This window comes from Pantoea sp. WEP, assembly GCF_041678305.1.
GTDB classification, from domain to species: domain Bacteria; phylum Pseudomonadota; class Gammaproteobacteria; order Enterobacterales; family Enterobacteriaceae; genus Pantoea; species Pantoea dispersa.
On the sequence record NZ_JBGNXB010000001.1, the window covers coordinates 761,400 to 774,726 of the forward strand.

The following is a 13,327-nucleotide window of genomic DNA, read 5'->3' on the forward strand; positions in this document are numbered from 1 at the left end:
CAATCGCTTTTCCCTGTTACACAGCCTGCTTCTTTCATTAAAGAGACCCGATATGTCAGAAATCAGCCGTGCCGTGTTATTCGGCAAACTGGATACGCTGTTATTTACCTCGCTGGAAAGCGCCACCGCCTTTTGTAAACTGCGCGGTAATCCTTATGTTGAGCTGGTGCACTGGCTGCACCAGCTGATGCAGCAGCAGGATGGCGACTTACAGCGGGTGATCAGCCATTTTTCACTGGATGAAAACGCGCTGACGCGGGATATCGTCGCGGCGCTCGACCGCCTGCCGCGCGGTGCGAGCGCGGTTTCCGATCTCGCCGAACACATCGACAGCGCCGTCGAGCGCGCCTGGGTCTACGCCTCGCTGAAGTACGGTGCGACGCGCATTCGCGGCGGCCATCTGCTGATTGGCATGCTCAAAACCTTCAACCTCGCCAGCGTGCTGAAAGGCATCTCCGGCCAGTTTGGCCGTATCAATGCTGATGCGCTGCTGGAGCAGTTCGACACGCTGCTCACCAGCAGTAAAGAAGCACAGCAGGCACTGGTGGCACAGCCGGGCGCGGAGAGTGCCGCACCGGCAGCCAGCACCAGCACGCTGGCGCAGTACGCGCAGGATCTCACCGCGCGCGCACGCGAAGGACGCATCGATCCGGTCACCGGCCGTGATGAAGAGATCCGCCAGATGGTGGATATTCTGATGCGTCGCCGGCAGAACAACCCGCTGCTGACCGGCGAAGCGGGCGTTGGCAAAACCGCAGTGGTCGAAGGCCTGGCGCTGCGTATCGCCGCTGGCGACGTACCGGCTCCGCTGCGGGATGTGCAGCTGTGGCTGCTGGATATCGGCATGCTGCAGGCCGGTGCCGGCATGAAAGGCGAATTTGAAGCGCGCCTGCAGGCGCTGATTAATGAAGTGCAGTCCAGCCCGACGCCGATTGTGCTGTTCGTTGACGAGATCCACACGCTGGTCGGTGCTGGCGGCCAGCAGGGCACCGGCGATGCCGCCAACCTGCTGAAACCGGCACTGGCGCGCGGCCAGCTGCGCACCATCGGTGCCACCACCTGGGCCGAATACAAAAAGTACATTGAGAAAGCTCCGGCGCTGACGCGTCGTTTCCAGACCGTGCAGGTGCAGGAGCCGGATGAAGCCAAAGCGATTCTGATGCTGCGCAGCACCGTCAGCGCGCTGGAGAAGCACCATCAGGTACTGCTGCTGGATGAGGCGGTCAGCGCGGCGGTGAAGCTGTCGCATCGTTACATTCCGGCGCGCCAGCTGCCGGACAAAGCGGTGGCGCTGCTGGACACCGCCTGCGCACGCGTGGCGGTGAGCCAGGGCGCACAGCCTGCGGCACTGGAAGATTGCCTGCATCGTCTGGCCGCGCTGGAGATTGAAGCAGAGATCATTGCGCGCGAAAGCAAAGTCGGGCTGGGCGATGCGGCGCGTTCGCAGGCGGTTGCTGCCCTGCGCGCGACGCTGGAAACCGAGCGCGATGCGCTGCAGCAGCGCTGGCAGCAGGAGCGTGAACTGGTCGATCAGCTGATCGCCCTGCGGGCGCGCTGCGTGACGGAGGGCGAAGCCGCGCTGCGCGATGAGCTGGACGCGACGCAACAGCAGCTGCAGCAGGTGCAGGGCGAAGCGCCGCTGCTGTTTGCCGCCGTGGATGCCAGCGTGGTGGCCGCCGTGGTCGCAGACTGGACCGGGATTCCGCTGGGGCGCATGGTGAAAAACGAAATCGACGCGGTGCTCAATCTCGCCGATACGCTCAACCAGCGCGTGATTGGCCAGCGGCACGGTCTCGATCTGATCGCCAAACGCGTGCGCACCTCACGCGCGCGCCTCGACAATCCGAACAAACCAGTCGGCGTCTTTATGCTGTGCGGTCCTTCCGGCGTCGGCAAAACCGAAACCGCGCTGGCGCTGGCCGAGTCGCTGTACGGCGGCGAGCAGAACATCATCACCATCAACATGAGCGAGTTTCAGGAAGCCCACACCGTTTCCACCCTGAAAGGCGCACCGCCGGGCTACGTGGGCTATGGCGAAGGCGGCGTGCTGACCGAAGCGGTGCGGCGTCGTCCCTACAGCGTGGTGCTGCTGGATGAGATCGAGAAGGCGCATCCGGATGTGCACGAGCTGTTCTTCCAGGTGTTCGATAAAGGTTGGATGGAGGATGGCGAAGGGCGCCATATCGACTTCCGTAACACCATCATTATTCTGACCTCCAACGTCGGTACGCAGCTGATCAGCGCGATGTGCGCCGATCCGGAGCTGATGCCGGATCCGGAAGCGCTGAGCACCGCATTGCGTAAACCGCTGCTGGAGGTGTTCCCGCCGGCGCTGCTGGGGCGCCTGCTGGTGGTGCCGTATTACCCGCTGAGCGACGCGATGCTGGCGGAAATCGTCCGGCTGCAGCTGGGCCGCATTGTTCAGCGCCTCGCCGACAACCACGGCATCAGCGCGCAGATTGACGATTCGGTCATCAGCCAGATCGTGCAGCGCTGCACGGAAGTGGAGTCCGGTGGCCGCATGGTCGACGCCATCCTTACCAATACCCTGTTGCCGCAGATGAGCCAGATGCTGCTCAGCGCCCACGCCCGCGATGAACGCTATCGTCGCGTGCAGGTACGCTGTGAGCAGGGCGAGTTTGTTTGCCAGTTCGATGTCTAAAGCCGTTAGTGATCAGAGAGTTTTCGAAAATGTCGGAACACGATAATCCCCTCAACGTACCCAACGCTCTGCCGGTGGGTTACCGTTTCAATGAGTTTGAAATTAAAGAAGTGATCGGTGGTGGCGGCTTTGGCATTGTTTATCGTGCCTGGGATCATCAGCTGGAGCGTGATATCGCCATCAAAGAGTTTATGCCGGCTTCGCTGGCGGTGCGCAGCGATGACCTGAATCTGGTGCTGCGCAGCGAACGCTTCAGCAAAACCTTTCATGCCGGGCTGAACAGCTTTATTCAGGAGGCGCGCCTGCTGGCCCGCTTCAACCATCCTAATCTGCTGCACGTGCTGCGTTTCTGGGTGCAGAACGACACCGCTTATATGGGCACGGTGTTTTACAGCGGCACCACCTTATCGAACCTGCGCGAGCGCAATCCGCAGCTGGTGGATGAAGCCTGGATTCGTCGCCTGCTGCCGCCGCTGCTGGGTGCGATCAAAACCATCCACGACGCTGGTTACCTGCACCGTGATATCTCGCTGGATAACATCCAGATTCAGAGCAGTGGTGAGCCGGTGCTGCTGGATTTTGGCTCTGCGCGTAAAACCATTGGTAACCTGTCGGATGAGAGCGAAACCATGCTGCGTCCGGGCTATGCGCCCATCGAGCAATACAGCGATAACGACGAAAGCGAACAGGGCGCGTGGACGGATATTTACGCGCTGGGCGCGGTGCTGCACACACTGATCACCGGGGCGCCACCGCCGGTGAGCGTGGTGCGCAGCATCGAAGATAACTACCAGTCGCTGGCCGCGCGCCGCCTGCCGGGCTACTCCCAGGCCTTGCTGACGGCGGTGGACCGCGCGCTGGCGCTCAAACCGGAAGATCGGCCGCAGGATATTGATGCCTTTGCCGGGCTGATGGCGCTGCCAGAGCGCGAACCGGAACCGCTGCTGAGCGCCAAAATCAGCGGACCGGGCACCATGCTGGTGCCGGTGGAAGAGGCGAACGAAGCCGAAACGCTTTCGCCGGTGAAATCTTTGCTGCGCCATCGCTTTGCGCTGCCGGGGCTGGTAGCTGCGGGCGTACTGGTGGGATTGTGCGTGGGGCTGCTGATGTCCGGGGGCGATGAGCCTGCGGCGCCGGCAGAGACGGTGCAAAACAGCGCGCCAGCTGCTGATCCTGCAGTTTCACCTTCAGCGCCGTCAGCGTCGTCAGCGCCAGCCGCAACGGTAGCGGTAACGCCGGAAAAACCGCGCGAAGCGGAGCCGCAGCCTGCTCCGCCGCCGGAGCCGGTTGCGCAGGTTTACATCAAGCTGCAGCAGGGCGAACGCGTCCAGGTGAATGGCAAACCGCAGGCGCTGGTGCCTGCTGCCAACGGTTTTGCCGCGCTGCAGCTGGCGCCAGGCAATTATACCTTTGCCATCAGCGGCCAGGGCGGCACGCGCGAGCAAACGCTGACCATCAGCGAAGAAGGCGTCTGGTTGCTCGATCCACACAGTTAATCATCAGGGATTTATTATGTTCTCACGCATCACCGCACAGCTGCCGATGGACGGCCTGCTGTTCTGGAAACTCACCGGCGCCGAGGCGCTGTCGCAGTCGTTTGAGCTGAACGCCGAGCTGCTGGCCACGGACGCGCGCATCGACCGGCACGCGCTGCTGGGGCAGCCGGTCACGTTCACGCTGCCGACGCAGAGCCTGCTGTCGCCGCGCTACCTCAACGGCAAAATCACGCGGGTGGCGGTGCGCAGCGAGGAGCTGAGCGGGACGCGCTACGCGGTGTACCAGCTGCGGGTGGAGCCGGACCTGTGGCCGATGCGCCGCGACCGCAACCTGCGGATATTCCAGGGCCAGACGGTGCCGCAGATAGTGCAGACGCTGCTGCAGGAGAACGGGGTGAACGTGGAGACGCGGCTGGGCAGCAGCTACCGGGTGTGGGAGTACTGCGTGCAGTACCAGGAGAGCAGCTTCGACTTCATCAGCCGGCTGATGGAGCTGGAGGGGATTTACTACTGGTTCCGCCACGAGGCGGAGCGTCACGTGATGGTGCTGTGCGACGGGGCGGACCAGCACGAGGCGTTCGCGGGCTACGAGACGATACCGTACCACGTGACGGCGTCGGGCGGGAGCGTGACGGAGGAGGGCATCAGCCAGTGGTCGCTGTGCGAGAGCGTGACGCCGGGGATGTACAGCACGGACGACTACGACTTCCGCAAGCCGAACGCGTGGATGCTGCAGGCGCGGCAGAACCCGGTGTCGCCGGTGCCGGGGGCGGTGGACGTGTACGACTGGCCGGGCCATTTTGTCGACCACAGCCACGGCGAGTTTTACACGCGCATCCGCCAGGAGGTGTGGCAGGTTGCGCACCACAGCGTGAGCGGAACGGGGACGGCGACGGGCATCGCGCCGGGGTACCGGTTCGGCATCGTGAACGCGCCGCACTTCAGCGACAACGGTGAGTACCTGGTGACGTCGGCGCGGTACGACTTTGAGGAGAACGGGTACGCGAGCGGCGGCGGCGGAGCGCGGCACAACATCGCGTTCACGGTGCTGCCGTCGTCGGTGACGTACCGCGCGGAGCCGGCGACGGCGTGGCCGAAGACGCACGGCCCGCAGACGGCGAAGGTGGTGGGCCCGGCGGGAGAGTCAATCTGGACGGACCGCTACGGCCGGGTGAAGGTGAAGTTCCACTGGGACCGCCTGGCGAAGGGCGACGACACGAGCTCGTGCTGGGTGCGGGTGTCGAGCGCGTGGGCGGGTCAGGGGTTCGGCGGGGTGCAGATCCCGCGCGTTGGTGATGAAGTTGTTGTAGACTTCATCAACGGTGATCCTGACCGCCCGATAATTACCGGGCGCGTATATAACGAAGCGAGTATGCCACCCTGGAACCTTCCCGAAGACGCCACGCGCATGGGCTTTATGACGCGCAGTAAAGATGGCCATAATGACAACGCCAGCTTCCTGTTCTTTGAGGACAAGCCGGGCGGTGAGCTGCTTAATATGCATGCTGAAAAAGACATGAACATTTCGGTGGAGAATGACAAGACCGTATCAATAGACGGTTGCCGCACGACAAAGATCGGCAAAGATCAAAGCGATGAGATCACTGGCGATGCAACTTTCCACTACAAGCAGAAGCGCACAACGACGGTTGACGATGTTGAGCTGAAAAACTTTAATAATAGTGAGGTTGTAAACATAAAAGAAGGGCGTCACCTGACTATTAGCAGTAAAGGTGAACTTAACGAAATCACTGGTGATCAGAAAACGCGCATTTCTCAGGGAAATCAAGACACAACTATTGAAGACGGGGATTTAAACACAGATGTTAATTCTGGCGGGCGTAACACAGTAATTCAGAATGGCGATAATTTAACTATTAACTCTGGTGGGCAACATAATAAAGTCGTCGGTGGTGTTACCACTAAAATTCTTGGTGGTTGGACGCAGGAAATTGTTACTGGTGAGGCCATGATTACTTCACCTAATAAAATAACGATCAAAAGTTCTGATGAAGTTAACATTGATACCCCGTGGGCTGTTGAGTGGAAAGGAAAGCAAGTTGCATTTACAGGAACGGCCGCTTCCTTCACCGCTTCGAATTTTGGTATGACTGGTTTTAAAATGGAAAACAATCCGGTTGTTATTTTTTACAATAAAGGCTTCAAATTTAGGGTCGGATCTGGTGAAGCCACTACTGTAACTATAGCGATAAAAAACGCAGCTCTACAAATGTTCAACTAGGAGTTTTTAATGTTTGATTTTTCAAGTTTCCCTCGAGCCATTCATACTATTATATTTTCAGTGTTAGGTTGTGTAATCATCTTCTCCATTATTAAAGAGGTGAAAAATAAGTTTACCTCTTATAAGACACTAAATGAAATAGTTTATGCTAATGCAAAAATTAAAAAAGTAGACTACCTGGATCAGGTTATGGATAGTGATAGGTTAAAGGTGAATTATGAGTTCGTAACTAAAGATGGCTTCTCTGTAACAAAAAGTGAAATAATAACTGTTAAGAGAAACGAATCAAATAAGTATATGGCTGGGAATGAAATTATGATTGGTTATAAAAAGGGGGACGTAAAAAACTCAAAAATATCATTATAAACGTAAGCTAATTTATACCGTGCTAAATCAATTCATGTTATATGGCCTCTATTGTGAGTTGTTATATTAACAATACTTACATCAGAGGTTTTTAGGGCTATTTTGCATGATGAACTCATGATTATGGTGTTTAAATATATGTCAGGTTTTTTTATGAAAGAGGGATATAGGGTTAATGCTAATGTATCATTCAGAAGACAAAGTAGACTTCATATGAATGGCAATCAAATCATTGAAATTTAATAAAAAGGTTAAGATTTAACTGTAAATTAATGTTTGTTGGAAAAACTTTAAACATGGTTTTTATTAATCTTAACTGCTATCAGTTGGGCTTAATTTGGTGAGGGGGTAAAATAAAATAACTAAACTAGTCTTTACTAAGGATAACAACCAAAAGTTAATGCAAATGAATGATTGAATAAACACTGTGGTAACTGATATGACTGGCTAAATGACTTTTTGGGTTTGTTTTTTAATAATATTATTTTTATCAGATTGAAAAGGAAAAATCATAAGTCTACTGACTGATGCTCCGTTGATAATTGATGTCGTCCTTTCCATTGCTACTGTTACCAGTGAGATTTTGATAACTTTACCAAATAAAATAATTATAAAAAATACTGCCAGTGTAGAAATAGAGGCTCGTTTTTGTCTGGCAATGTAAAAGGCACTCAAATTTCGATTGCAGGTATTTCTGATGGGCTTTCAGACTTGATAATAGCTCATAATGTTGTAGATAGTTAAAAAATATTGTCTTATCTGATGGGGATGTAAGATTTAGGTCAGGAAATAAATTAAGTTTAGCTAAATCGGATATCAGGGCTTATTTCGATGAGCTTTTCACCATAGGATAAATAAACAATGTTTCTGTCAGTTTTAGGTACGATGATTTTAGCTTCTATAATAATTTGCGGAGTCGTTTATTATTGCTATAGCACCGGTGAAAAATACGATAAATTTAAAAAAGATGGTGTCAGGGTAGAAGCTAAAGTTTTAAGTATGGAAAAAGTAGGTGCTAGTGGTACTGGGAATACAAAGATGAAGATGATATTGTCATTTGAGTCTCAATCTGGCCCAGTACAAGTCTCAGTGAAGAAATTTTTATCACCACAAAACTTGATAAAAATTATGCGAGAGAATACTGCCATTATATATTATATGCCTGACGATCCGGATAGTGTTTTTGTGGCCACCATTGAAATGGAGTAATATGCAACTTTCATTATTAATGACACATAATTAATGTTGTATTGTTAACGGGTAATCCAGTAGAGAATTGGTTATAAAAAGTAGCCTAATGAATGCAATGATGTTTTTTGCTAAAGGCTATGCCATTTTTTTTAATTTTCGTTATAATTTTTTGTTTTTTATAATCAGGAGTGTGAATAAAGAATTATTGAATGGGTGAATTAGAAAAAATGGTGTCATTACTCAAGCTAGAATAACCAAAATAGAAAGTTACCCTGGGTGAATGTACCAGTATACTAATGTGCACTTGTATTTTGATTATACGACTAAAGATGGTTCATTACATTCAGGGGAGGACAAGATTTTTATTTTTACCTCAGATATTGATAAATAATAGCCTGGTAAAGAGTTTTCTTTAACTTGCAGTAATGCAAATCCTGATTTTTTATTATTGAAATAGAAGGTGCATCGTTAAAATAATAGCGTGCCTGTTATCTATTAGGGAGCAGGCAACCCTATGACTACTTATAACTTATAACTTATAACTTATAACTTTAACTATTAGATCAGGTTGTAACTCCTTTGTACAATATAAAATTATTGCGCAAGTTACATATACGTCTTTTAAAATAATGTTTTATATGATAAACCGTGGGCTATTACTCGGGGTAAAAGTTGACCATCCGATTGACTTTATTGAAAAAATAAAAAAGCATTTATTTATATGAAGGTGGAAGTGCATTTTTTAACCGAAACCCCATTTATTATCGGAATCATAATGACTGTTATTGGTTTGTTTGTGATGTTTTTAATCTTCAAACCAAACAAGAATGAATTGATTGAAATAAAAAACTGGAAAACCAGAGATGAATGGCAAGGCAATGTAATAACTATTGAACCTAAAAGTTGGTCACAAACAGACACCAAATATGGCAACGACTTTTTCTATGATTTTAATGTGCCTCTTACTGTTGCTGGAAAAGAGAATATATATTCTGGTAAAGGATTAGTGCGACCAAATGATATACATAAATTAAAGAAAGGGATTGGGGTAATTGTAAAATATAACGAAGATAAGCCACCAAAAGTTGCTATTATCGATATTTTATATTAGTGGCTTTTATTAGCTTTATGGCTAGATAATCGATGTAATATTGCGCTTTATGATTTTGATATGACATTGCCTGGGCTGTGTTGTGCTTTTTTGTTATTTTTATCATGTGTTATGAAGTATATTTAGGAGTGGGCTAATTATTCTCTATTTATCATATTTCATTGTTTTGTCTGTGTTGTTTCTTTTTTCTTTTATCATTTTTAAGCTTATCATTAAAGATGTTAAAAATAATCAGCGTAAGCGCTATCTGAAGAAGCATGGCATCGAAACGCAAGGTGAAATTACTGATGTCTATACTCGCGGTGGAAATGGCAGTCTATTAATAAATGTCTTTATCACAGTACGCTTTCATAATACGGATGGTCAGGTTTATGAGGGCCAAAGCCGTGACGTGATCAGAGCAGAAGAACTGACGATGTATCGGGTCGGAAATACAATAAAACTGACTTACGAAAAAGAGCAGCCTGGAAATTTTGCACTGCATATGCATAAATCCATTTTTAATTAGCATTGGAAGTAAATTAATACATATTTTTAATGCAGTCTCAGTCCTTTCAAAAGAAGTATAAATACCTACACCATTCTCAATACCGGGTCGGGATCAGGCCCGGTATTTGTTTTATCTGTCGTTTCAAAAGGAACCCAGGCATGAAAATCATTAAGCCTCTGCGCCTGAGCGTACTTAATCGCCCGTTTCGCTGGCAGGGTAAAAATCATCTGGGCGTCACGGTGCTTGCGCTGACTGACATGGGGGAAAAGCCGCAGCTCCGTCCGGAAATGGAGCTGTGGCAACTGGCCGCCAGTGAGTTGCAAACCAGCGGGGGCGTGCTGGATCTGGCCATTCCAAAAGTGCGTGCAGAGTTTCTTGCCACAGGCCATGCATATACCCATCACCAGCACGACAAAACCGCCTGCGCAGCGCGCATTGACGTCGACACGCTGAGCAAATCGCTGGCGGTGTTTGGCGATCGCTACTGGGTTGGAAACCAGATAACGCAGCCGCAACCGTTTGAATCAATGCGGCTCGACTGGAGCCGGGCGTTTGGCGGGGAAGGGCACGATGAAAATCCTTATGGCTTAGGGATTCATTCCGAAGTGCATCAGGGGCATGAATTCATTCGCTTACCTAATATTGAAGCCATGGCAGGTCGCCTCACTCACGCTAAACAAAAACCCGAACCTGCGGGTTTTGGACCACTCGACATCAGCTGGCCGCGTCGCTTTAGCCGTATGGGAAAAAAGTACGATACCAACTGGTTGCAGAATGATTTTCCGGGCTTTGCGCGTGATATTGACTGGAAAGTATTCAATGCTGCCAGCCCCGATCAATGGTGGCAGGATCGCGACGCGCTACCGGAACAGGCTGCATGGCGTATCTGGAATATGCATCCACAAAAACCGCTGCAGGAGGGTAAACTCCCGCCCTGGCAGGCGCGCTGTTTCATCAACCGCCAGCGCGGTGACGAAACGCTTTTCGAAGAGATTGCCCTGCGTGCGACGACGGTATGGTTTTTTCCGCATCTTGAGCAAATGATCCTGCTGTGGCAGGGCAGCGTGCGCATCAACGAAGATGACGCAGCTGATGTCATGCAACTGATGCCCGCGCTGGAGAAACAGGGGTCATCCCGGTCGGTCAGTCATTACCGTAAAGTACTCACGCAGCGTGTTGATAAAGAGAAAGGTGCGCTGTTCTCCTTTCGTGAAAAAGATTTAATTCCGGAAGAGACGATCGGTGCCTGGGTTGATAACCAGGTCGAACAGACTTCCAGTCCGATGCGGGAAAACATGCAGAATCGTGCTGCCCTGTTACGTGAACAGCATCGCGCGCGCATGACGTCCAGCGGCGGCGAAGTCGGTGACCTGCTGAGCGAACCGGAAGAGCCTGAACTGCCCCGACTCGAAGACCTGCCGGAATTCATTGAGAAAATGGAGCTGGAGGCACAGGAGATGCAGGCGAAAGCTGAGCAGCGCAAACGTGAGATGGAAGAAAAGTACCCGCAGAGCCAGAGTGATGAGCATCAGCCGCGGGGGCCGGAAACGCTGTTTCGCATGCAGGAAATGTTGCACCGTAATAAAGACACGCTGAGTGAGAAGAAGCTGGCCCAAAGCCGCGATACGCTGCATCAGATGTACCTGATGTCAGTCAACAGCCAGCCGCCGGCCAGACGCCTGAAAGGCGATCTGGCACAGATTATCCGTCAGCGCGCGGAGCGCACCCTGGCGCAGGGCGGTAACTTCAGCGGTATGGATCTGACCGGTGCGGATTTCTCGGGTATGGACCTGCGCGGCGCGAACTTCAGCAAAGCGTTGCTGGAGTGCGCCGATTTAAGTCACTGCCAGCTGGACGGCGCCAGCTTTCACAGTGCAATGCTGGCACGCACTGAACTGCATCATACCTCTCTGCGCGGCTGTAATTTTGAAAACGCCACTCTGGTGCTGGCGCAGTGTTGCCACAGCGATTTTTCCGGCGCGCAGTTCAAAGATACGCAACTGCAGGAAACGCTGTTCGATGACTGTACGTTCAGCGACGCCACTTTCAGTGGCCTGCTATTCCGCGAAACCTGGTTTACTCAGTGTCGCTTCCATCGCGCGACACTGCAGAGCTGCGTTTTTATGGAGCTGAACCTTCCCGGTCCTGATTTTTTACAGGCCACGCTCAGTAAGACGACGTTCTTAAAATCCACGCTGGAGCAGGCTTCATTCAGGCAGGCCGTGCTGGACAGCTGCTCGTGGGTAGAGACCCAGGCAAACGGAGCAGACTTTAGCGGTTCAACATGGACAGCCAGCGCAGTCGCTGCCGGCAGTTCTCTGAACGGTGCAGACTTTAGCGAGGCGACGCTGCGCCAGAGTAATCTGCGCCAGACGCCGCTAAACGGTGCGAACTTTACGCTGGCAAAACTGGAGAACAGCGATCTGAGCGAGGCCGCGTGTCAAGCTGCTGATTTCCGGCGCGCTAATATGACGGGCAGTATGTTTGTGCGCACTGATTTTCGTGATGCTGACTTTACCGATGCCAGTCTGATGGGTGCACTACTGCAAAAAAGCCAGCTGGGTGGGGCACGGTTTCGCGGTGCGAATCTGTTTCGCGCTGATTTATCTCAGGCCTTTACCAGTAATACCACTGAGCTTGACGGCGCGTGGACCAAGCGTATCAAGACGCTTCCTAAGCGTGATGGAGAAATTGTATGACCACGCTCAGCGCAGCAGAATTGCAGCAGCGTATTAAGCAGGGCGAGGTAATAAGTGAACTTAGCCTGGAGAACCTGGATTTACGTGGATGCGATCTTGCCGGCGGCGTATTTCAGGACGTTTCACTGGCGGGCGCGGATTTGCAGGGCGCTAATTTGCAGGAAACGGTGTTCACTGAGTGTCAGCTTTCCCGGGTCAGGCTGAATAATGCCAGACTGGAGCAGACGGTATTCAATCAGTGCGAAATGGCTGGATTACAGGCGACGGACACCCGGCTGACCGAAACCGTATTGAATCAATGTGAACTGACTGACAGTGACTTTTCTCGCTGCGCACTGTTTACTACCCAGTTTATGCAGTGTGCGCTGACACAGAGCCAGTTCACCCAGGCTCTGTTTGACCGCTGCATCTTTTTTGAATCACCGCTGGAGGCGTGCCGCTTCGACAACTGCAAAAGCCTGCTCACCACGTTTTACGGTATTGATTTGCGTCAGACCTCGCTGACCGCCGGCGAATTTGAGCGCACGGTATTTTTCAACTGTGACCAGCGCGGTAAAAATTACGAAAGACAGCGCTTCACCGGCTGCCAGTTCACGGACTGCGCGCTGGATGACGCGCTGTTCAATGGTGCGCACCTTGTGCAGTGCAACTTCAAAGGCGCATCGCTAAAAGCCGCGCAGCTTAATCAGGTGAATGCCAGCCAGGCGTTGTTTATGGAAGCCAACCTCAGCAACGCGCAGTGTAAAGGCAGCCTTTTTGATCAGGCTATTTTTGCCGGTGCGACGCTGATGCACACTGATTTCAGCGGCAGCCGCTTTTTCCAGAGCATCATGCAGCAGGTTAACGCCAGGCAGGCGTTGTTTATTCGCTGCGATCTGACCTACAGCGATTTCTCCGCCGCCGATTTGCGCATGGCCGATCTTCGTGGTGCCACTTTTTCCCGTACGCGTATGCACCGGGCGCGCCAGGAGAACGCTCAGTTCTCTGGCCGTCAGGGCATCATTGAATTTGATGAAGAACTACTGGCTGCAGAGGCCTGGAGCGCTCAGCGCCAGAGCCGCCGTTAAGGA

9 protein-coding genes are annotated in these 13,327 nt (G+C 52.0%); all 9 read left to right on the forward strand.

The features are described from left to right. Positions 1 to 52: 52 nt before the first annotated feature. Complete coding sequence (gene tssH / locus ABVR31_RS03570; protein ID WP_372771828.1) at positions 53 to 2,662, forward strand: type VI secretion system ATPase TssH; 2,610 nt, start codon at positions 53 to 55, stop codon at positions 2,660 to 2,662. Positions 2,663 to 2,691: 29 nt separating this feature from the next. Then, a complete protein-coding gene (locus ABVR31_RS03575) occupies positions 2,692 to 4,158 on the forward strand; it encodes a serine/threonine protein kinase (protein WP_372771829.1) in 1,467 nt (488 codons plus the stop codon). 16 nt (positions 4,159 to 4,174) lie between these two features. Next, a complete protein-coding gene (locus tag ABVR31_RS03580) occupies positions 4,175 to 6,400 on the forward strand; it encodes a type VI secretion system Vgr family protein (RefSeq protein WP_081316053.1) in 2,226 nt (741 codons plus the stop codon). A gap of 9 nt (positions 6,401 to 6,409) precedes the next feature. Beyond that, the gene (locus ABVR31_RS03585) at positions 6,410 to 6,766 is read left to right on the forward strand and encodes a hypothetical protein (protein ID WP_372771830.1); all 357 of its coding nucleotides are present in this window, start codon (positions 6,410 to 6,412) and stop codon (positions 6,764 to 6,766) included. 861 nt (positions 6,767 to 7,627) lie between these two features. Beyond that, positions 7,628 to 7,975 carry a DUF3592 domain-containing protein gene (locus tag ABVR31_RS03590; protein WP_058771638.1) on the forward strand — a complete coding sequence of 116 codons (348 nt, stop codon included), beginning with the start codon at positions 7,628 to 7,630 and terminating at the stop codon, positions 7,973 to 7,975. A gap of 703 nt (positions 7,976 to 8,678) precedes the next feature. Then, the gene (locus tag ABVR31_RS03595; RefSeq protein WP_238561531.1) at positions 8,679 to 9,068 is read left to right on the forward strand and encodes a hypothetical protein; all 390 of its coding nucleotides are present in this window, start codon (positions 8,679 to 8,681) and stop codon (positions 9,066 to 9,068) included. 172 nt (positions 9,069 to 9,240) lie between these two features. Then, entirely contained in the window at positions 9,241 to 9,576 is a 336-nt protein-coding gene (locus ABVR31_RS03600; protein ID WP_058771637.1) for a DUF3592 domain-containing protein, read from the forward strand. Between the two features lie 140 nt (positions 9,577 to 9,716). After that, a complete protein-coding gene (locus tag ABVR31_RS03605; RefSeq protein ID WP_372771831.1) occupies positions 9,717 to 12,257 on the forward strand; it encodes a DUF2169 domain-containing protein in 2,541 nt (846 codons plus the stop codon). Beyond that, positions 12,254 to 13,324 carry a pentapeptide repeat-containing protein gene (locus tag ABVR31_RS03610; protein WP_372771832.1) on the forward strand — a complete coding sequence of 357 codons (1,071 nt, stop codon included), beginning with the start codon at positions 12,254 to 12,256 and terminating at the stop codon, positions 13,322 to 13,324. The genes ABVR31_RS03605 and ABVR31_RS03610 overlap by 4 nt, the downstream gene beginning before the upstream one ends. The last annotated feature ends 3 nt before the right edge of the window (positions 13,325 to 13,327 follow it).

Bases quoted from the DNA above. Each gene is read 5' to 3' on its own strand.
- tssH (WP_372771828.1), top strand. From the start codon at position 53: ATGTCAGAAATCAGCCGTGCCGTGTTATTCGGCAAACTGGATACGCTG.
- ABVR31_RS03575 (WP_372771829.1), top strand. From the start codon at position 2,692: ATGTCGGAACACGATAATCCCCTCAACGTACCCAACGCTCTGCCGGTG.
- ABVR31_RS03580 (WP_081316053.1), top strand. From the start codon at position 4,175: ATGTTCTCACGCATCACCGCACAGCTGCCGATGGACGGCCTGCTGTTC.
- ABVR31_RS03585 (WP_372771830.1), top strand. From the start codon at position 6,410: ATGTTTGATTTTTCAAGTTTCCCTCGAGCCATTCATACTATTATATTT.
- ABVR31_RS03590 (WP_058771638.1), top strand. From the start codon at position 7,628: ATGTTTCTGTCAGTTTTAGGTACGATGATTTTAGCTTCTATAATAATT.
- ABVR31_RS03595 (WP_238561531.1), top strand. From the start codon at position 8,679: ATGAAGGTGGAAGTGCATTTTTTAACCGAAACCCCATTTATTATCGGA.
- ABVR31_RS03605 (WP_372771831.1), top strand. From the start codon at position 9,717: ATGAAAATCATTAAGCCTCTGCGCCTGAGCGTACTTAATCGCCCGTTT.
- ABVR31_RS03610 (WP_372771832.1), top strand. From the start codon at position 12,254: ATGACCACGCTCAGCGCAGCAGAATTGCAGCAGCGTATTAAGCAGGGC.